This window comes from Caballeronia sp. LZ034LL (genome assembly GCF_031451215.1).
In the GTDB taxonomy this organism is placed as follows: Bacteria; Pseudomonadota; Gammaproteobacteria; order Burkholderiales; family Burkholderiaceae; genus Caballeronia.
Window position 1 is genome coordinate 2,320,258 of sequence record NZ_JARUXR010000001.1, and the last position, 20,976, is coordinate 2,341,233.

Below are 20,976 nucleotides of genomic sequence, written 5' to 3' on the forward strand. Positions count from 1 at the left end.
GCTTACTCGTGATGTTCGAGGGCCTTGAAACCGGCGAGCGTGACGAGCGCGTCGCGCCGGGCAATTTGAAAATCGGCGCGCACCATCTCCTTGACGAGCGCCGAGAACGGGGTGGCGGGCCGCCAGCCGAGCCGGGCGTGCGCCTTGGACGGATCGCCGAGCAGGGTTTCGACTTCGGTCGGCCGGAAGTAGCGCGGATCCACCCGGACGATCACCTGTCCCGGCGCGAGCTTGGTTTCGCGGCTCTCCACATGATCCACGATGCCCACTTCGTTCACGCCCTCGCCCTCGAAGCGCACGTGCACGCCGAGTTCGGCGGCCGCCTGCTGGACGAATTCGCGCACGCTGTACTGCACCCCGGTGGCGATGACGAAATCCTCAGGCTTGTCCTGCTGGAGCATCATCCACTGCATCTCGACGTAATCGCGCGCATGGCCCCAGTCGCGCAGCGCGGAGAGGTTGCCGAGATAGACGTCGTCCTGCAGGCCCACGCCGATGCGGGCGATCGCGCGCGTGATCTTGCGCGTGACGAAGGTTTCCCCGCGCACCGGCGACTCGTGGTTGAAGAGAATCCCGTTGCACGCGTACATGCCGTAGGCCTCGCGGTAGTTCACCGTGATCCAGTAGGCATACAGCTTGGCCACCGCATACGGGCTGCGCGGGTAGAACGGCGTGGTCTCGCGCTGCGGGATTTCCTGGACCAGCCCGTATAGTTCGGATGTCGAAGCTTGATAGAAGCGCGTTTTTTTCTCGAGACCGAGAATGCGTATGGCCTCGAGAATGCGCAGCGCGCCGAGGCCGTCGGCGTTCGCCGTGTACTCGGGTTCCTCGAACGACACCGCCACATGGCTCTGCGCGGCGAGGTTGTAGATCTCGTCCGGCATCACGCGCTGGATGATGCGCACAAGGCTGGTCGAGTCCGTCAGGTCTCCGTGATGCAGGAACAGGCGCTGGTCCGCTTCGTGCGGATCGCGGTACAGATGGTCGATGCGGTCGGTGTTGAAGAGCGAACTCCGGCGTTTGATGCCGTGCACTTCGTAACCCTTGCTGAGCAGCAGTTCGGCAAGATACGACCCGTCTTGCCCAGTGATGCCCGTGATCAACGCGACTTTGCGGTCCATGCGTAACCTCTCCATCTTCGGTCTCAAGATGCGGCGCGCGGGGACGCGCCGACATTGTTGTACCGGGCACTTCTACCGAGCTATTGTTTTGCGCTGGTCACTCCGCGATGCTTTCGTAGCCGTAATACCCGGCGTATGTACTTCCCATCAACATTTTCGACTGCGGCACGTCGGTCAGCAGGACGCCTTTCATGTTCACGCCGCCGTGATGCAGGCGCTTCATCGTCTCGCCGATCTCCTGCACCTGGTTCTTGCCATGCCGCACGACGAGCAGGCTCGTGCCCGCGTGCTTGCCGATGACGGTCGCGTCGGTGACAGCCAGCACGGGCGGCGTGTCGATGATCACGAGGTCGTAGCGCTGCTTCAGTTCACCGAGCACCTCGCCCAGCCGGTCGCTCGCGAGCAGCTCCGACGGATGCGAGGGCAGCGAGCCCTTGGTGATGAGGTCGACGCCCGGCAGGACGTCGGTGAGGATCGCGCTCGTTACGTCCGCGCCCATCAGCACGTCGGAGAGGCCCGGCGAGTGACGCACGCCGAAGTGCGAATGGATGTCGCCGCGGCGCATGTCGCCGTCGATCAGCAGCACGCGCTTGCGGGTCGAGGCCACCAGGGTCGCGAGGTTCACGGAAAGGAACGACTTGCCCGCCTCCGGCCGCGAGCCGGTCAGCATGACGACGTTGTTGCGGGCATCGGCGAGTTGCAGTTGCAGCGAGGTGCGCAGGCCGCGAATGCCTTCCACGGCGGCATCTTCCGGCGCCTGCGCCGCGAGCACGTGCAGCCCTTCGCGGCGCATGCCGACCTTGCGCTGCAGGCGCAGTTGCTGGGTGCTGCGCGGCACGATCGCGAAGACGCGCACGCCCAGTTGCTTCTCGATCTCCTCCGGCCGCTCGACGCCGCCATACAGCGACTTGCGCACGAACGCGAGCAGGATGCCGAGCACGAGGCCCACGCCCGCCGAGATCAGGATCACGAGCACGCGCTTCGGGCGCACGGGATCGTCCGGCGTCTGCGCGAAATCGACGACGCGCACGTTGCCGATCTGCCCCGCCTTGGCGATGCGCAGTTGCTGCGCGCTGTTCAGGAGATTGGTGTAGAGCTCGGTATTGACGCGCACGTCGCGCAGATAGCGCAGCGCGGTCTGCTCGGTATCGGGCAGCGTCGACACGTTCTTGGCCATGCGCGACTGCGCGCCGGTCAGCGAGGCGATCTGCGCGTCGAGCGCCTGCACCGAAGGATGGTTCGCGGTGAAGCGCAGCGACAGTTCGGCGCGCTGCTGCTGCAGGTCCGAGAGCTTGGTCTTGTTGTCGACGATCTGCTGGAGCAGCAGGCGGCTCTCTTCCGAAAGATCCACCGTGCCCTGCTTGTTGCGGAACGAGTTGTACTTCTGCTCGGATTCGTCGAGCTGCTTCTTGAGGATCGGCAGTTGCTGGTCGAGGAACGCGAGCGTGTGCTCCGCTTCGGCCGAGCGCTTCTCCGAATCCTGCGCGACATAGCGATTCGCGATGTTATTGACGATCTGCGCGACTTCCTTCGGGTTGCTGCCTTCCAGGCTGAGCCCGATGATGCCCGACTGCAATGCCGTTTCCGCGACCGTCAGGCGCTTCTGCAGGCTGTCGATGGTGGTGAGCGTCGAGAAGCGCTGCAACTCGAACTGCACGCCCGGGTTGCCGACGAGCTTGTCCACCTTGAGCTTGACCGGCCCTTGCTGCGTCACGCCGGTTGCTTCCTGGCCCACGCGGCCGGTGAGAATGGCGACCCCGTCCGGATCGTTCAGCACATAGCTGCCGTTCTCGCCCGCGACCAGCGTGAACTTCTTGTCGTAGAGATCTTTCGGCGTATCGAAGAGCGGCACCTCGATCTGCTCGCCGCCCCATGCGAAGCGCGACAGATAACCCGAGGGCACCGTCATGTTGAACATCGAGAACGCACTGCCGAGCAGCCCGCCCAGCACCGGGAAGCCGTGCGGCACCGCGCTGATGTCGAGATGCAGGCGGCGCACCGCGTCGTCCACCACGAGGCGCGAGCGCAGCAGTTCGATCTGCGCGGCCGTGGTGGCCTTGCCGTCGAACATCTGCGACACGGCCTGCACGGCATTGGCGTTCGCGTTCGGGTTGTTGTTCGGGTTCGTTTCCTCGACCTGGATGAGCGCATCCGCCTTGTAGGTCGGCGTCGCGATGAACGCGTACGCTGTTCCCAATGCGACCACGGCGAGCATCACGATCGTCACGAGCTTCCAGTTGCCGAGTACGGCCGCCAGATAGTCGGAAAGCCGCAATTCGTCGCCCGTCGATACGTCGGAGTATCGTGAATCGAAGTTCATCGCCATGGTCTCGCTCGCTCAGTTTTTCAAAACGAACAAACAAACCACCGGCGCGCCCCTGCGCGCCGGTCACAACCCTTACTTCGTCAGGACGGCCGCCGTCAGACCCGCGTTGATGGCAGGCAGGAGCAGGTTCAGCACACGCGAGAAGCGAACCAGTCCGTTGTTGTCCACGTAGACCACGTCATGCGGCTGCAGCTCGAAGCCGTTGGCAAGCAGCATCGACACCGGCGAACGCGCGTCGAGGTGATACACCTCGGGCTGGTCGGTCTGGCCGTTGCGGATCACGTACACCTGCTTCGGATCGGACGTCTCCGGGTTGAAGCTGCCCGCCTGCGACACCGCATCCGACAGCGTCAGCTTGCCGTTGCGCATCGGGATCACGGTGGCCGGCTTCGACACTTCGCCCATCACGTAGACGCCGTTGTCTTCGCGCGAGTCGATGCGCAGCGCATCGCCCGGCTTGAGCATGATGTCCGACGGGCTCTTGCCCTTCGACGTCATGCCCGCCATGTTGATGTGATACGTGACGCCGTCGCGGATCAGCGTGACGCGGCTTTGATCCGCCGTCGTCGCGAAACCGCCCGCGCGGCCGATGGCCTCGGTGAGCGTCATCGGAATGTCGTTGATCTGCTGCGAGCCCGGCGTGCGGACATCGCCGTCGATATACACCTGCGACGCACGGAACGATGCAACGCGCACCGTCACCTGCGGCTTCACGAATACCTTCGAGAGCTCCTGATACAGCTCGCGCTGCACCTGGCCTTCGGTCTTGCCTTCCACATGCAGCGGACGGTTGACGTACGGGAACTGCAGGTTGCCGTCGGCATCGACGACGAAGCCGGGCGCGGCATCCGCGGTACGCGTCTGCTGCGGCGGCTGGCCGAGCGCGGCGACGAGTTCCGGGTGATCCCACACGGTGATCTGCAGCACGTCGCCGACGCCGAGCTTGTACGCGCCGGCCTTGCCGTACAGCGAAGCGTTCGGATCGCCCGTGACGACCGGTTGCGCGGCCTTCATCTTGCGCACGAGCGAGAGGTCGATAGGCGTGATCGGAATGTTGACCGTGGACGCAGGATCGCCCTGGTCGTTCGAGGTCTCGACGAGTTGCGCCGGTTGTTCGAAGTGCATGCCCGGCGCCAGACCGCAGCCCGCGAACAGCACGGTGAAGGAAGCAGCCGCAGCCAGGCTCGTGAGGCGGAAGATGCGCGACACGTTGGTATTGGCGGCCATGGAGGTGGTGCCCGGTTGTTGTTGATTGTGCATAATGGTCGTCCCCTACATCAGTAAGCGTTGGTGTGGCGTAGTCCCTTGAAGATCGTTGCGGCGATGATTCTCATGTCGAGGCCGAACGACCAATTACCCAGGTAGTACAAATCGTGTGCGACGCGTCCTTCCATCTTCTCGATGCGATCAGTCTCTCCTCGAAATCCGTTGACCTGGGCCCAGCCGGTGATGCCCGGCTTGATCCGGTAACGATGGATGTACCCCGATACGACCTTCTGATACAGGTCGTCATGCTCCAGTGCGTGTGGACGCGGGCCCACGACCGACATGTCGCCGAACAGAACGTTGAGGAACTGCGGCAGCTCATCGAGGCTGGTACGGCGCAGGAACGCTCCGACCCGGGTCACGCGCGGATCGCCGCGCGTGGCCTGCTGGAGCACTCCGGCCTGTTCCGTATGCAGACGCATTGAACGGAATTTGTAGATTCTGAAGACGCGGCCATCCGCGCCCTTGCGGCGTTGCCTGAAGAACACCGGCCCGCGCGAGGTCAGCTTGATCGCCAGCGCGATGCCGACCATCAGCGGCGCGACGGCGATCAGCGCGGCGAGCGCGAACGCGCGGTCGAACAGTTCCTTCTGCAGCAGCGCCGACGCCGACAGCGGCGACGCCACCAGGTTGATCGCGGGCGTGCCGAGCAGATCCGTCACGCCGCTTTCGAACAGCGCGAGACTGCGCACGTCCGGGATGAAACGCACGTTGATGAGGTCGTCGCGGAACTCGTTCACGAAGCGCAGGATCATGCGTTCCTGCGACAGCGGCAGCGCGAGCCACACTTCATCGACATGCTGGGTGCGCACGTAGTTGACGAACGCCTCGTAGTTCTCGAACACCGGCACATGCGTGTTGATCGCGCCGGTTTCCGGCGCCGCATTGAAGACGGCGGTGGCGCGGAAACCGGAGTCGGAGGCGCGGTCGACCTTGCGGATCATCGAATGGCAGTGCCGCCCGCAGCCGACGATCGCCACCTGATGCAGGTTCATGCCCGCATGACGCATGTGCGCGAGCACCGCGTGCGTGATCAGCCGGCCGGCGATCATCAGGCCGCCGGACATCGCGGTCCAGTAGGCGAACCAGAGGCGCGACACATAGTCGAGGCGATGCAGCGAGAACATCAGCGCGAGGGCGCAGCCTTGCACGACGAGCCAGCCGAGCGACACCTGGCAAGCCAGTTGCAGCTTGCTGCGGCCGCGCCACGACTGATAGACGCCGAAGCCCGGGAACAGGGCGAGCGAGAACGCCGCCGCGAACGCGACGAACGCCACCGAATAGGCGTGAGCCTCGATGTACTCGAACCTGATCTGCGATGCCACGGCCGCGCCGCCGACGATCACGATGACGTCGAACAGCCTGGCCAGCAATCCCTGTAAATCGCGCATGTCATTCCCCCGAATGCTTATCGCCCCTGTACCGCACCCGCTCGTGTCCTCCCTCGCCAGCCAGTCTTTGATCTGGTGTGAAGCCCGCTGCAAAGAAGTGTCGCGTGTTGCCTGTTTGTTGCCTGTTTGTTACTTTCAAGCCGTGCTCAGTTGCAGCGGCCGTAGGTATCGTCGAAGCGCACGATGTCGTCTTCGCCGAGATAACTGCCCGACTGCACCTCGATGATCTCGAGCGGCACCTTGCCCGGGTTCTCCAGCCGATGCGTCACGCCGAGCGGAATGAAGGTCGACTGGTTCTCGGACAACATGAACTGCTCGTCGCCGCGCGTGACGAGCGCCGTGCCGCACACGACGATCCAGTGCTCCGCGCGGTGGTGATGCATCTGCAGCGAGAGCTTCGAACCCGGCGACACCACGATGCGTTTCACCTGGAAGCGCTCGCCGTGTTCGATCGAATCGTAGAAGCCCCACGGACGGCGCACCTTGCGATGCGCGTTCGCTTCAGGCGCATGCTGCTCGCGGATGCGCGCCACCAGCCCCTTGATGTCCTGCACGCGCGAACGGTCCGCCACCAGCACGGCGTCGTCCGTTTCGACCACGATGATGTTGGTCGTGCCGACGCACGCCACCAGGCGGCCGCCTTCGGAACGCGCGTAGCTCGACGTGGCGCCTTCGAACATCACCCGGCCGCTCGCGACGTTGCCCGACTCGTCCTTGTCCATCGCGTCCCACACGGCGTCCCACGAGCCGAGGTCGGACCAGCCCGCCACCAGCGGCACCACCACGCCGTCGCACGGCCGGTTGTTCGTGCCGATGTGTTCCATCACCGCGTAGTCGATCGAATCCGACGGCGCGCGGCCAAACTCGGCGGCCGACGGACGCACGAACTTGCCGTCGTCGCGGCCTTCCGCGAGCGCGGCGCGGCAGGCCGCGTGCATCTCGCCATTGAGCTTCTGCAATGCTGCAAGCCACACGCTCGCGCGCACCACGAAAATGCCGCTGTTCCACCAGTACGTGCCGGCCGCGACGTATTGCGTCGCGAGCTCGGCCGCGGGCTTCTCGACGAAGCGCTCGATCTTGTGCGCGCCGTCTTCCAGCGCCTCGCCCAGGCGGATGTAGCCGAAGCCGGTGTCGGGGCGCGTCGGCGGAATGCCGAGCGTCGCGATCACGCCGCGCGCCGCGTGCTCCGCCGCGATGGCGATCGCGCGATGCAGCGCCGGCAGGTCGGCGATCGAGTGATCGGCGGGCATCGCGACCATGATCGCGTCCTCGCCGTCCTTGATCGCAGCGAGTGCGGCGAGCGTCAGCGCGGGCGCCGTATCGCGGCGCGCCGGCTCGACGATGATGCGGGCATCGACACCTGCCTCGCGGGTCTGCTCTTCCGTGGTGAAGCGATGTTCCTCGCCGCACACGATGATCGGTGCAGCGGCCACCTCGAAGTCGCCCGAGAAACCCTTGAGGCGCCCGACGGTGGCCTGCAGCAGCGAATCACGGCCGACGATGCCGATCAGCTGCTTGGGGAATTGTTCACGGGACATCGGCCACAGGCGCGTGCCCGAGCCGCCGGCGAGAATGACCGGGACAAGCCTGCGGCACGCGGCCGTCTCCATGCTCGTCGTGCCAGTCATCGTCTCGCCTACCGTGCGTGCCTCGTTCGTCATATGGACTCCTGCCTGCGATTTCGGTCGGACAGCACACTGCCGCCCGAGAATGATTGAGTGCCGAACCGTTCTGGTCCGGCCAAACCTTCGACGCTTTACGCCATCGTTGTTCAGCCCATGCGCGCTAGCGCGCGTATCAGCCGTTCAACCGTTCGCTTCGCGCCTGCTCTGCGTCCGGTACTCGGTCGGAGAGATCAGGAGGCGCTTGCGGAAAATCTTCGCCAGCCGGTCGCCGTTGCCCATGCCGCTGCGACGCGCGATCTTGTCGACCGGCAGTTCCGAATCCGTCAGCAGCGCACAGGTGACGGCAAGCCGCGCCTGCAACAGGTAATCGGACGGCGTGATGCCCATCTCGATCTTGAAGCGGCGCAGGAAGTTGCGTTCGCTCATCGCGGCCACCTGCGCCGCATCCACCACCGAGATCGGCCGCTCGCAGTTGTCCTGCAGCCAGCGCGCCGCCGCCCGGATCTTGTCGCCGGCCGAAGCCGCGCCGCTGTCGCCGAGAATCGACACCAGCTTCGCCGCCGAACCCGGCATCAGGCGCTCTGCAACGCTGCGCGACACGTCGATGCCGAGATCGCGCTTCACGATCAGCAGCGCGCCCTTCATCGACTCGTAGCGGTCGCTGGCGTCGGCCGACTGCTCTTCGCGCACCAGATGGATCATGGCGCCGCCGTAGCGCGCCTGCGGATCCTGCACCTGGCCGATGCCCGCGGCGTCGAGCACCTTGCGGCCCTCGGAGATGGCGCGGACCACGGTGGTCTTGGTCTGCACGCGGCGCAGCCATTCGACGATGCGATCGTCCTTCGCGGCGCTTTCTGCGCCACGGCCGCCGGCGACGAACAGCGCGTCGAAGCCGCCGTAGTGACGCGCGTCCAGGCCGTCGGTCCACACGCGCACCGACGAGGAGCACGCAACATTGCCGCCTTCCACCGACAGAAAACGGACGTCGTAGGTGCAGTCCACGCGGGACCGTGCCGACGACAGCTCGTTGGCCATGTGGAAAACTTCCGCGACGATCCCCGCGCCCAGCAGGGAGAATCCGTCGAACAGCAGGATCGCGATGCGGCGAACCTCGGTCTGCGAGGTTCGCGCCGCGGGCGGCGTCCAACCCATGACTGCGGGTTCGAGATTGGCGTAAGGCATGGTCATCCTCTGCAGCTTTGTTTCCAATGAGGTGCGGAAGAGTTCTCGGTCATTGCGGCGCATCAAAGGAGTTTCCCGAACTTCGCCGGGTTACCGTGACCGATTGGAACGGAGTGATGGCGGAATCGATCCGCTGGCTTGAATAATAAGCAGACAAACTTTTTTGTGCTCGCGATTTTCGCGCTTGAACCACAAAATCTGTCGCGCTATGAGGGTGAGCGCACATTGATATCCCTCCCCAAATTCCGAATGCGCCGGTTTCTAAAGAATCACGCGATAAAGACGTGATTTGTCATACAAACTTTTAGTCTGCGGCTTAGTGCAATCCGCGCCCGCGAGCCGCTTGATCGGCCATTGACAAAGTCTGGAAGCCACGCCCCGCGGCCCTGCGCGCCTGGCGCGGCGGGGTTCGGAGCAGGTCGGAGCAAAGAAACTGATTCACCCGTGAAACATCGCACGGTTCAGAGACCGGCCAACGTATCGCGACAATCGGAAAATTTTTGCCGTTCGCCGCGGTTCAGAAAGCGGCCATAATCCGGTTTTCGTACATCCAGCAAATCCCGTAATCAGCGAGGTATTAACTAATTGCTATTTTCGCGCGGCGATTTATTCAAGCGTTTTCCGATTTTAAATTAATCATAAAATGCCGGCTTAATCGCGTTTCTGAAGACGGTGTTGATTAACTCCGATGCTGCACCGCGAAACGGCCGCAAGCGCGGCACGTCCGCGTATCCGCGGGGGAAACGGCAACCGACGCGTCCGCCAATCTCTAGCGTTTTGCGGCGGCGCAGGGTCCGTCGCGGTTTTCTCCATGTCATTGAAAGCCGCTGTAATCATCGGGAGAATGCGCGTGCTTGTTTGCAAATCGCTCATGTCATTCAAATCGAGCGGCGTTGACGCAGCGAAAGCCTGTCCGGAGCGGTCAGCTTTGCCGGTTTTCACGGGGCAGATCCGATTGTCGTGGTCATCCTTCCATGTTTCACTCCTGAAATTGGATGAGCGCCGGCGCACATGGATGCCGCCCTGAAGCGTTCACATTCGCAACGCAGGCATCCCATCCAGCATTCATCCGACGACGCACGCCCACGCGTGCGCGCGCGCACGGTCGCCTGCGGGTGCAGGCATCATCGTGTGCGTCTGGCGCGTGGCCCGAGCGCCTTCGCCGCATCGGCGGCACACAGCGCTCATGCGCCAGGCTCACGATGAACCGGACACCCGCTTCGCGTTTCACCGCCGCTCGCCGAACCCTGCGCGTCCCGCAGGTGCGCATCGCCATGGCTGCGGGCGCGCTGCTGGCGCTGTGCACCTGCGACAAGCCGGGCCCCGCCGAGACGCTGGCCACCCGCATCGAGACGATCGCGGCGGAAGGACCCGGCGCCCCGCGCGCGGCGCTCGTGAAGGTCGCCGAAAACGAAGCGCCGGACCCGGCCGACACCCCGCCCTTGCGTTGCAGCGCGCCCACGCTGCCCGTCGCCGCGAAAGCGGGCGGCGATCCGATCGAAGCCGATACGCCCGGCAGCGACGGCACGCGCATGTTTCCGCTCGATGCCCCCGTGCGCATCGCGATCACCACGCGGACCCAGGCCGCCGACACCGTCGAATGGCAGATACGCGATGCCTGGAACACCCCGAAGGCTAGCGGCAGTTTTCCGGTGAAGGCCCAGCCGGGCACCTACACGCTCGCCTGCATGTCGGAGGCGGCGGGGTACTTCTCCGTCAGCGCCTCGCTCGCTTCGGGCAAGAGCACGCTGCCGATGCGCGGCACCCGGGCCGCGGGCATCGCGACCTTCGGCGTGCTGCCGGACGTGTCGCCCACGCTGCCGCCCGTCACCTTCGCGCATCCCGACCAGCACCGCTTCGGCGGGCAAGGCTCTGCCTACATTAAGCCCGGCGAGGAATGCTGCTCGGGCGACGGCTATCGGCCGCTGTATACCGACCTCGGCCTCACCTGGGTGAACGACAACCGCAACTGGTACGTGACCGAGGAAAAAGGCCCCAACACCTTCAACGCCAGCGCCGACAATCTCGCTGCTTACTTCAAGCCCGGCGACCTGCTGCGCCTGATCCAGCTCGACGGCATTCCCGCCTGGGCCAGTCCGACGAAGGAGCGCACGCACAGCTGGGCGCCGGTCTCGCTCGACGCATACAGCGCCTATATGAAACGTGTGGGCGAGGAATCGAACACGGTGCGCAAGACCTGGTTCGCGCGGCAGACGCACAACTACTACCAGGTGACCTGGGAGCCCGACTACGAAGGCGGACTGCCCTGGAAGGATACGGACGCCAATCTCGTCGCGCTGTACAAGGCCACGCACGATGCCATCCACGCCGGCGATCCGAACGCGGTCGTGATGGGGCTGACGCTGTCGAATCTGGCGTCGAACACGAAATGGCTGCGACGCCTCGCGCCGCTCGGCATCGGCAAGTATCTCGACGGCGTCAGCGCCCATGGCTATTACGATGTCGGCACGTCGCCGTCGCATCCGCCGGAGCGCTTCGACGCCTCCCCGGCCACCGCCGCGAAAGCGATGCCGGGCATGATGCGCGACCTGCGCCGCGCAATGACCGAGGTGGTCCGGCCCGGCGCGAAGCTGTTCGTCACGGAGACGGGCGTGAGCTATGACATCGGCAGCAAGTACGGGCCGAATTCGCCCGGCTGGAACGTGCTGTATGCGCAGGGCGCGGTGGTCGCGCGCGCCCATCTGATCCTGCTCGGCGAAGGCGCGGACGTGAGCTTCGTGTTCTATTCCGCCGACATCCCCAACGAGATTGGCTACGGCATCTTCTTCGACCTCGTGAATCCGCAGGGCGGCTTCGGGCAGAAGCAGATCAGCCCGAAGCCCGCCGCGATGGCGGTTGCCGCGATGACGCGTCTCATCGACGGCACGACCACGCTCGGCCCGGTGAAGGACACGCCGAAGGGCGTCTATGCCTATGCGTTCCAGCGTCTCAATAACGGCCGCGTCGTGACCGCGCTGTGGACGCACGACAATGCCGCCTGGCCCGGCGCCAAAGGCTTTGATGCAACCCGCGCGGTGAACTACCGGCTCGCCGTGGATGCGCCGGGCAAGTCCGGCTCGGTCACCGTGTTCGACATGATGGGCAACGCATCGACGGTGCCGTACAGCGACGGCCAGGTGCCGCTCGTGCTCACGGCCGCGCCGGTCTATGTCGTGTCGAATAATGCCGATTCGATGCGAGCGAACGTGACCCGGCCGGCTGGCTATATCGGTCAATGAGATCGGTCAATGAGCGATGCTCCAGGCCACGTGCCGCATGGCCTGCGCTGACGGCATTCAGGCGGTTTTCGCCAGTGCCGCGCATGCCGGCTGAGCGACCCCGCGCGCTACACTCGATTCGCAATGAACCCGGCCACGATGGACGCGACCTACGGAGCGGCGATGCTGAGCGAGGCGGATTTCCTGACCGTGGTGCGGCTCACGCCGCTGGTCTCGATCGACCTGATCGTCACCGACGGCAACCGGCATATTTTGTTAGGACGGCGGCGCAACCGGCCGGCGCAGGGCACCTGGTTCGTGCCGGGCGGACGCATCGCCAAGGACGAATCGCTCGATGCCGCGTTCACGCGCATCGCCCACAACGAACTGGGCGTGGCCAGCATGGAGCGCGCGGGATCGCGCTTCTTCGGCGTCTATGAACATCGTTACGACGACAACTTCGCGGGCGCCGGCGGCTTCGGCACGCATTATGTGGTGCTGGCCTACACGCTGACGCTGAACGCCACGGCGGCCATCGGCCGCTTCGACCAGCACAGCGAATATCAATGGCTTTCGCGCGACGAACTGCTCGCGCGCGACGACGTCCACGAGAACACCAAGGCGTACTTCCGCTGAGCGTCCGCACGGGCGCCGGCGCTCAAAAGACAAACGGCGCGCATCGCTGCGCGCCGCCCATCCTTCCCGCCAAGAAACTGGTTATGCCTCCACGATCGGGCACGCGCTCGCGTCATCCGCGGCAGGCGCCACCACGGCTTGCTGCTCTTGCTGCGCACCGAACTGCGCGCGCAGATAGCGCTCGAACTCGTCGCGCACTTCAGGATGACGCAGCGCGAATTCGACCGTCGCCTTCAGGTAGCCGAGCTTGCTGCCGCAATCGAAGCGCTTGCCGCGATAACGGAACGCCAGCACCTGTTCCTGCGTGAGCAGCGCCTGGATCGCATCGGTCAGCTGGATCTCGCCGCCCGCACCGGGCTTCTGCTTGCGCAGGAAGTCGAACACGCGCGGCATCAGCACATAGCGGCCGACCACGCCGAAGTTCGACGGCGCCAGCGCCGGCTCCGGCTTCTCGACCATGCGCGACAGCTTGAAGAGTCCGTCGTCCCACGGCTTGCCTTCGATCACGCCATACGAGCGCGAGTCCTGCCGGTCGATCTCTTCCACGCCGATCACCGACGAATGATAGTGATCGAAGACATCGACCATCTGCGAGAGCACCGGCGGCTCGCCGTCGAGCAGGTCATCGGCGAGCACGACCGCGAACGGCTCCGCACCGACCAGCTTCTCCGCGCACAACACCGCGTGACCCAGTCCGAGCGCTTCCGCCTGGCGCACATAGATGCAGTTGACATGACTCGGCTTGATGCTGCGCACGAGGTCGAGCAGCTTCTGCTTGCCGCGCGCTTCGAGCTCGGATTCGATCTCGTAGGACTTGTCGAAATGATCTTCGATCGCGCGCTTGCTGCGGCCGGTGACGAAGATCATCTCGGTGATGCCCGCGGCCATCGCTTCCTCGACCGCATACTGGATCAGCGGCTTGTCGACCACCGGCAGCATTTCCTTCGGGCTCGCCTTGGTGGCCGGAAGGAAGCGCGTGCCGAGGCCCGCGACAGGAAACACCGCCTTGCGTACTTTGAGCATCGGCTCACCTCGTGTCATGGTTGTCGGGGAGGCATGCCCGATGCGTCGTCGAGCGTTTGCGGCACGCCTCTTGTTATGAGAAAAGCGTCGTCGGTTTCCTCAGACGACAGGAATGACGTGAGCTTATTCCTCGAGTATCGAAATCATCTGCCAACACTTCGCCTTTTTCCGACTGCGAGCGTGGCGAATGTTGCCTGCCGCGTATAGTGCGACGCATGTGAGCTCACATTGCCGCACCTTGCGCCGCCTTCAACGGAGGTTCGCGTTCCTTGCATGTGACCGGTCCGGATGCCGTGAGGGCCCGTTCCGGTCGAGGGAGAAAGTCGATGGAATACGCCAATGGCATGGGCCGGCTTCAGGTGGTGCGCGGGGTCACGCCCGGCATCGAGCCTGAGCCCGCCAGCATGGCCGGCACGGAGAAGCGGATCGGCATTCTGATCTTCGAGGAATTCTCGCTCGTCGAAGTGAGTTCCATCTCCGAGGTCTTTTCGCTCGCCAATGAAGTCCATCTGCCGGCGGATGCTGGCCACCGCACGGACGTGCCGCACTATTCGCTGCTATTTTTGTCCAGTGAAGGCGGCAGTGTGGCGAGCAGTTGTTCAATGCGCATCTGGACCGACAGCCTGGAGACGCGCTGGATGAACGAATGCGATGCATTGTTCATCGCGGGCGGCGCGGGTGCGCGCCAGGCGCGGCACGACACGATGCTGCGCAAGCGCCTCGGCCGCGTGGCGCCGAAGATTCCGTTCATCAAGGCGATCGGCGAAGGCGCGCACATTCTCACGGCGGCCAATCTCACCGTGCAGAGCCGCTCGCTCGACTTTGCCGGAGAAGCAGCGGCGCCGGCGTTTCCGGCCGCGCACCTGCCCGGCATGGCGAACCCGCTGTTCATCGCCGAGCAGACGCTCACGCTCGACGATCCGAAAGGACCGATCGCGGCGGCGCTGTCCATCATCAAGCGGGACTATGGTTCGGCGGTGGCGCGCGAAGTATCGGAACGCTCGATCCCGGGCGCGTGGCACAAGCTCGCGACGGTCCTCGACGACACCGACGGCGGCGGCGTGCGCCAGAAGATCGACGCGGCGGCACGGTGGATTCGCGAGAACTACGTGCGGCCGATCTCGATCGCCGATGCGGCGCGCGTCGCCGCGATGAGCGAACGCAATTTCCTGCGCCGCTTCAAGGCGCAGATCGGGCTGACGCCGTCGGAGTATCTGTTGCGCGCGCGGCTCGATGCGAGCTGCATGCTGCTCGCCGGCACCGACCTGCCGGTGGACAAGATCGCGCGGCGTTGCGGCGCCGGCAGCGGCGACGGTCTCGCGAAGATCTTCCGCAAGCGGCTGTCGATTTCGCCGACCGAATACCGGCTGGCGGGCCGCCGCAAGGAGGCCGATGCCGGCAGCTCATAGGCACATGCAGGCGCATGCGCCGCCACGTTCGTTGACCTTTCGTCGGCGCCCGTGAAGTTACCTGGAACGAATACGCATGGAAACAAGGGTACTCTGGACTCTCTCGAATCTCGGCGACGCGGCGCTCCTGCTGCCGCTCGCGCTCGTCTGCGCGCTTTGGCTGCGCTCGGTGGACATGCGCCTCGCGATCCGCTGGGCCGTGCTGCTCACGCTCGGCATGGGACTCGTCGGGCTCTCCAAGGTGCTGTATGCGGGCTGCGGCGTTGAAATCTCCGCCATCCAGCTGCGCATGATCAGTGGCCATACGATGCTCGCCGCCTCGATCTACACCGTGGCCGGCGGTTTGCTGTTCGGCGGCCTGGGCGGCGCGTGGTACCGGCTGGGCGCGCTGGGCGGGCTCGCGCTTGCGGCGGCCATCGGCGCGAGCCGCATCATCCAGGATGCGCACACGCCGGCCGAAGTCGTCGCCGGCTGGCTGCTCGGCGCATTGGTTGCAGGCCTCCTGCTCACGCGCGTCTTCGACCAGCCGCGCAAAATGCCGCGCGCGCTCGCCGCGGGCGTCGGCCTGCTCGCCGTCTCCTCGATCGCCTACGGCCATCACGCGCCGTTCCAGCGGATGATCGAACACTACTCGTGGTGGCTCTGCCAGGGACTCGGACTCTGACGCACTCGGGTAGCCCCGTTCACGTTTGGCGCGCGCCGGTGCGATCTTCAGTATGATCGTCGCTTGAAAAAAAGCAGGCCGCCGGCATGCTGAGTCTTCGCGCGCGACCACGCGACCTCGCGGTTGCGCCGACACGTTTCCGGACCCCGAGCATGGATCGCTTCCTTGCAATGAAAGTCTTCGCGCGGGTCGTCGAGGCGGGCAGTTTCTCCAAAGCCGCCGACGCCCTGCGCCTGCCTCCCGCCAGCGTGTCACGCACGCTCCAGGCGCTCGAAGCGCATCTCGGCGCGCGCCTCATCAACCGCACCACGCGCAGCATCAGCATCACCGAGGATGGCGAAGCCTATTACGAGCGCTGCGTGCGCGTGCTGGGCGAAGTGGACGACATGGAAGCGTCGCTCACGCATTCGAAGACCAATCCGAAAGGACACATCAAGATCAGCCTGCCGCAGGTGATGGCCAAGAGCACCATCATCCCCGCGCTGCCGGAATTCTTCGCGGCGTATCCGGACATCGGCGTCGAGCTGCTGCTGACGGACCGGCAGGTGGATCTCGTCGAGGAAGCCGTGGATTGCGTCGTGCGCGTGGGCGCGGTGGGCGACGTCGGGCTCGTGGCGAAGCGCATCGGCGCCTATACGCAGATCACCTGCGCTGCACCGCAGTACATTGCGGCGCACGGCGAGCCGCAGACGCTCGATGATCTCGAACAGCACCTGGCCATCGGCTACGTGCTGAACCATTCGGGACGGGTGCGCAACTGGGAATTCGGCGTCAACGGCGAGACGCGCAGCTTCACCATGAAACATCAAATTGCGGTCAACGACGGCGATTCGTACATCGCCGCAGGCGTCGCGGGACTCGGGCTGATCCAGGCGTCCAGCTACACGCTCGACCCGCTGCTGAAAAGCGGCGCGCTCAAGGAAATCCTGCAGGAATATCCGTCGTATCCGCGCGTGGTGTCGGTGCTGTATGCGGCCAACCGGCATCAGCCGAGGCGCGTGCGCGTGTTCATCGACTGGGTCGCGGAACTCTACAGCCGCCTGCCCACCTTCCAGGTGCGCAGCGCCGGCAAGCCGGACTGAGCGGTCAGGCGGCGTTCGCGGCCGGTAGCTGCACGAGCGGCATGGTGCGCCAGTCGTAGTCGCGAAACGCGCGCTCCAGTTGCAGCAGGTCGGTGGCGCGGGCACTCGCATGCATGCCGCGCAGACCCGGCACATCCATCTCGACAGCAACGCAGTTCGCGTAATCGCGCGCCCGCAAGTGCGCGGGAATCGTCGTGAAGAACGCGGTGGTTGGCACGTTGAAACCCGCCGCGACATGCAGCGCCGCCGAATCCGCCGTCACCAGGCAGCGTGCGTGACCGACCCACGCGAGGAAGGCCACGGTATCGACCGACAGCGGCGCGATATCGCGGTAACGCGGGTGATCGACGGGTCCGAAGCCCAGCACGTAGAGACCGGTTGCATCGGCGAGACGCTCGACGATGCTGACATGCGCCGACGCGCTGATGCTGCGCACCGGCGTGCTCGCGCCCGGACAGAACAACGCATAGGGCGGGTGCTCGAACGGCGCCAGCGGCAGGTCCGCGAGCCAGCGATTGCACTTGTCATGCGCGGCGACGCTCGCCGGTTCGAGCCCGAGCGCCCACAGGAAGAAATCGATCATCGGCAGCGTGGCGAACTGCGGCCAGAACAATTGATTGCCGAGATCGATCTTCAGGTCGGTTGCGGGAAGCGTCGCGAACGGCACCGGCAGCGCGGCCAACTCGCCGAACTGCGGCGCGGCCAGTTCATAGAGCCGCTGCACGTAACGCGGCGCGCGCGACGGTCGGTAGATCGTGAAGCTCAGATGAGGATGGCGGCGCTTGAGCGCGAACAGCGCCGTCAGCCCGATGATCGAATCGCCCAGCGTCACGCCGAACGCGTTGATGAGATGAACGCGCTGAGCGTTCGCATAGTCCGCCTGGAACGGCGCCTGCCCCGCGTGCAGGATGCCGGCACATCCGCCCAGCGGCCGATGCCCGGAAGCGTCGCCGCCCGCGATTTCGAGATCGTACGGCGCGACGATCATGCCCTCGCCCGACAGCAGCGAGCCCGCGTGGGTCAGCGCCTGTACGTCGTCGAGCGTCGCCTTCATGCGTCGCCTCGCTGTGTTTCAACGCCCCGCGTTGCGCTCGTTCGCCACTTTCACGACCGGCACGCTCTGCAACACCGGCAGCATCGTGGTCTGATACTCCGGCACCCAGCGGCGCAGGTCGCGGCGCACCTCTTCGTCGGACAGCACGCGGTGCTGCATCAGCCACGGCAGCAGCTCGTCGATGAAATCGTCCGGCACGCCCCGCGCCTGCGCAATGCGCAGCTTCGGATGCGGCGTGCGCGTGGTGGTTTCGTCGTCGGCGAGCAGTTCTTCGTAGAGCTTCTCGCCCGGCCGCAAGCCCGTGAACACGATGCGGATCTGCTCTTCCGAATAGTTGTACAGGCGGATCAGGTCGCGCGCGAGATCGACGATCTTCACCGGCTGGCCCATGTCGAGAATGAAGATCTCGCCGCCGCGCCCCATGCTCGACGCCTGCAGCACCAACTGCGCCGCCTCGGGAATGGTCATGAAGAAGCGCGTGATCTCCGGATGCGTGACCGTGACCGGGCCGCCCTTCGAGATCTGCTGCTGGAACTTCGGAATCACGCTGCCCGCGCTGCCGAGCACGTTGCCGAAGCGCACCGTCTCGAACTGCGTGCGCGGCGCGGATTGCTGCAAGGCCTGGCACGCCATCTCGGCGAGGCGCTTGGAGGCGCCCATCACGTTGGTGGGGTTGACGGCCTTGTCGGTAGAAATCAGCACGAAGTGGCGCACGTCATGACGGATCGCCGAGCGCGCCACCCGCAGCGTGCCGAGCACGTTGTTGCGCACCGCCTGCCACGCGTTCTGTTCTTCCATCAGCGGCACATGCTTGTAGGCCGCCGCGTGGAAGACGATGTGCGGCGTGAAGCGCGCCATGGTCTGGTCGAGCAGCAGCGAGTCCTTCGCGTCGCCCACGACCGGAATCACCGAGCAATCCGGAAACTTCTCGTGCAGCTCCTCGATGAGCCGGTACATCGCGTATTCGCTGAGGTCGTAGGCCACCAGTTGCGCGGGCGAAAAGCGCAGGATCTGCCGGCACAGCTCCGAGCCGATCGAGCCGCCCGCGCCCGTCACCATCACGACGCGCCCGTGCAGCAGGCGTTCGACGTGCGGCATGTCGATCTTCACTGGCTCGCGGCCCAGCAGGTCTTCGAGGTCGATCTGCCGCACGCGCGACAGGAAGTTGCCCTCGCCCGCCGTCAGCTGGCTGAGCGCGGGCAGCACCATCACCTTGACGCCGGCGCGCACGCACAGCGTGGCGACGCGCCGCTGCTCGTCGACGGAGGCCGACGGGATCGCGATGATCGCGTAATCGGTCTTGTACTGCTCCGCGAACTTCGGCAGGTCGCCGAACTTGCCGAGCACCTTGTGCCCGAGGACTTCGCGGCCCTGCTTGGCGGGATCGTCATCGAGCAGGCCGACGAGACGCCATTCGCTGGAGCGCGCCAGTTCGCGCGCCAGCATCGCGCCGGCCGTACCCGCGCCGAGCACGATCACCGGCTTGCCCTGTCCAACCAGGCCGCCGTACAGATAGAACTCCTTGCCCGCGCGATACAGCGCGCGCGCGCCGCCCATGGTGAGGAACAGCAGCAGCGGAGAGACGATGAGCACGGAACGCGGGATGACGGGCAGCGGCTGCCACATCACGGCGCCGATCATCACGAGCAGCGCGCCCACCACGACCGATTTCGAGATGCGCATCAGGTCCGGCAGGCTCGCGAACACCCACATGCCGCGATACAGGCCGAACACGCGGAACACGATGCCGTAGACCGGCAGCACCCAGACGAGCGCCTCGAGCGCGTTCTCGCGGAACGTATGCGGCACGCTGCCGTTGAAGCGGATGACGTAGGCGGCGACCCAGGAACCGGCGACCGCGACCAGGTCGAAGAAGAATGCACCCGCCGATAGCCACGAAGCTTTGATTCGATTCATCAGCAGGACCTCAAGATTGTTCGGAACGGCGCGGTTCATGCCGCCGCCAACGCGCGTCGACCACCGCGCCCGCTGCCACAACCACGACTGCCCAGCCCGCTACTGCCAGCCACTGCATGGAAAGGGAAAAATGCAGCGCTCCATTGGCGAGAATTATGCCCGCCGCCATGAACAGATACCAGACAAGTGCCGTGCGCGCGTGTCCGAAACCCATACGCACCATCCGCTGATAGTAATGCTCGCGATGCGCCTGCCAAAATTTTTCGCCACGTGCGAGCCGCCGGATCAGCGTCACTGAAGCGTCGGCGATGAACGGCGCGAACACCAGCGCCGGGAACCAGATGGGCCATACGCCGTGCTGCCAGCCCCAGTAACCCAGTGCGCCAGCGAGAAACCCCAGTGAAATAGACCCCGCATCGCCGAGAAAAATCCGGGCCGGATGAAAATTCAGGGTCAGGAAGCCGGCGGCGGCGCCGGCAACGCCGATGCTCGCCAGGCCCAGCCCGACCGCGGGCGCAGGGCCGGCGAGCGCGGCGGCGGCGTAGCCTGCGAAACCGAACAGCGCCATGCCGCCGGCGAGGCCATCCGAGCCGTCCATGAAGTTGTAGAGATTGACGAGCCAGAGCATCAGGAAGCCGACCACCACGAGCGCCCACCACGGCACGGCCGCCGGATGCGCGACGATCACCGCGATCACGGCGACGAAGTGCGCGGCGAAGCGCACGCGCGCGGGCAGGCCGCGACGGTCGTCGATCAGCGAGACGGCGGCGAGGAACAGCACGCAGGCGGCGATCGGCCACATGGACGGCGCGCAGAGCAGCAGCGCGGCGGCGCCCGCCGGCACGACGCCCCAGCCGCCGACGCGCGGCGTGGGCCGCTCGTGCAGCGAGCGTTCGTTGGGGATATCGGTGGCGAGGCGCCAGGCCAGGCCGGTGCGCAGCAGCGTCTGGAGGATCAGCACGCACGCGACGAAGGCCAGCACCGCGACGATGATCGCGGTCATGACAGGCGGGTTGTCAGATAACGAAAGCGGCATGCAGGGTTATTGGATTATCCAGGCGA

Annotated in this window: 15 protein-coding genes; 5 read left to right on the forward strand and 10 right to left on the reverse strand. The window is 65.3% G+C overall.

Going from position 1 to position 20,976, the window contains the following annotated elements; translation table 11 throughout:
* Window positions 1-2 precede the first annotated feature (2 nt).
* The 6 genes from gmd to QCE83_RS10680 form a co-directional block, all read right to left on the reverse strand.
* Complete coding sequence (gmd, locus tag QCE83_RS10655) at window positions 3-1,121, reverse strand: GDP-mannose 4,6-dehydratase (protein WP_309809492.1); 1,119 nt, start codon at window positions 1,119-1,121, stop codon at window positions 3-5.
* A gap of 97 nt (window positions 1,122-1,218) precedes the next feature.
* Entirely contained in the window at window positions 1,219-3,447 is a 2,229-nt protein-coding gene (locus QCE83_RS10660) for a polysaccharide biosynthesis tyrosine autokinase (RefSeq protein ID WP_309809493.1), read from the reverse strand.
* 72 nt (window positions 3,448-3,519) lie between these two features.
* Window positions 3,520-4,674 (reverse strand): polysaccharide biosynthesis/export family protein, encoded by a 1,155-nt coding sequence (locus QCE83_RS10665; RefSeq protein WP_309809496.1) that lies wholly within the window; start codon window positions 4,672-4,674, stop codon window positions 3,520-3,522.
* Window positions 4,675-4,724: 50 nt separating this feature from the next.
* A complete protein-coding gene (locus QCE83_RS10670; protein WP_309809497.1) occupies window positions 4,725-6,104 on the reverse strand; it encodes an undecaprenyl-phosphate glucose phosphotransferase in 1,380 nt (459 codons plus the stop codon).
* A gap of 146 nt (window positions 6,105-6,250) precedes the next feature.
* On the reverse strand, window positions 6,251-7,732 hold the full coding sequence (locus QCE83_RS10675) for a mannose-1-phosphate guanylyltransferase/mannose-6-phosphate isomerase (RefSeq protein ID WP_309811648.1): 1,482 nt from the start codon (window positions 7,730-7,732) through the stop codon (window positions 6,251-6,253).
* Window positions 7,733-7,909: 177 nt separating this feature from the next.
* The gene (locus tag QCE83_RS10680; RefSeq protein ID WP_309809499.1) at window positions 7,910-8,911 is read right to left on the reverse strand and encodes a helix-turn-helix domain-containing protein; all 1,002 of its coding nucleotides are present in this window, start codon (window positions 8,909-8,911) and stop codon (window positions 7,910-7,912) included.
* 1,202 nt (window positions 8,912-10,113) lie between these two features.
* Between QCE83_RS10680 and QCE83_RS10685 the strand changes: the two genes are divergently transcribed.
* Window positions 10,114-12,150 carry a hypothetical protein gene (locus QCE83_RS10685; protein WP_309809501.1) on the forward strand — a complete coding sequence of 679 codons (2,037 nt, stop codon included), beginning with the start codon at window positions 10,114-10,116 and terminating at the stop codon, window positions 12,148-12,150.
* Between the two features lie 162 nt (window positions 12,151-12,312).
* Window positions 12,313-12,765, forward strand: coding sequence for a GDP-mannose mannosyl hydrolase (locus tag QCE83_RS10690; RefSeq protein WP_309811655.1), 453 nt, complete (start codon window positions 12,313-12,315; stop codon window positions 12,763-12,765).
* Window positions 12,766-12,846: 81 nt separating this feature from the next.
* Here QCE83_RS10690 and galU read toward each other — a convergent pair whose 3' ends face one another.
* Window positions 12,847-13,788, reverse strand: a complete 942-nt coding sequence (galU, locus tag QCE83_RS10695) for a UTP--glucose-1-phosphate uridylyltransferase GalU (protein ID WP_309809503.1) — start codon at window positions 13,786-13,788, stop codon at window positions 12,847-12,849.
* Between the two features lie 326 nt (window positions 13,789-14,114).
* Here galU and QCE83_RS10700 point away from each other — a divergent pair, with 326 nt between their 5' ends.
* The 3 genes from QCE83_RS10700 (at window position 14,115) to QCE83_RS10710 (ending at window position 16,943) form a co-directional block, all read left to right on the forward strand.
* Window positions 14,115-15,197 (forward strand): helix-turn-helix domain-containing protein, encoded by a 1,083-nt coding sequence (locus QCE83_RS10700; RefSeq protein ID WP_309809505.1) that lies wholly within the window; start codon window positions 14,115-14,117, stop codon window positions 15,195-15,197.
* Window positions 15,198-15,273: 76 nt separating this feature from the next.
* Entirely contained in the window at window positions 15,274-15,861 is a 588-nt protein-coding gene (locus QCE83_RS10705; protein ID WP_309809507.1) for a phosphatase PAP2 family protein, read from the forward strand.
* Window positions 15,862-16,013: 152 nt separating this feature from the next.
* Window positions 16,014-16,943 carry a LysR family transcriptional regulator gene (locus QCE83_RS10710; protein WP_309809509.1) on the forward strand — a complete coding sequence of 310 codons (930 nt, stop codon included), beginning with the start codon at window positions 16,014-16,016 and terminating at the stop codon, window positions 16,941-16,943.
* A 4-nt stretch (window positions 16,944-16,947) separates the two neighbouring features.
* Here the strand turns inward: QCE83_RS10710 and QCE83_RS10715 are convergent, their stop codons facing one another.
* The 3 genes from QCE83_RS10715 to QCE83_RS10725 are packed head-to-tail and all read right to left on the reverse strand — an operon-like array spanning window position 16,948 to window position 20,917.
* Entirely contained in the window at window positions 16,948-17,997 is a 1,050-nt protein-coding gene (locus QCE83_RS10715) for an ADP-heptose--LPS heptosyltransferase (RefSeq protein ID WP_309809511.1), read from the reverse strand.
* Between the two features lie 18 nt (window positions 17,998-18,015).
* The gene (locus tag QCE83_RS10720; RefSeq protein WP_309809512.1) at window positions 18,016-19,914 is read right to left on the reverse strand and encodes a nucleoside-diphosphate sugar epimerase/dehydratase; all 1,899 of its coding nucleotides are present in this window, start codon (window positions 19,912-19,914) and stop codon (window positions 18,016-18,018) included.
* A 10-nt stretch (window positions 19,915-19,924) separates the two neighbouring features.
* Window positions 19,925-20,917 carry an MraY family glycosyltransferase gene (locus QCE83_RS10725; RefSeq protein WP_404984469.1) on the reverse strand — a complete coding sequence of 331 codons (993 nt, stop codon included), beginning with the start codon at window positions 20,915-20,917 and terminating at the stop codon, window positions 19,925-19,927.
* Between the last annotated feature and the right edge of the window lie 59 nt (window positions 20,918-20,976).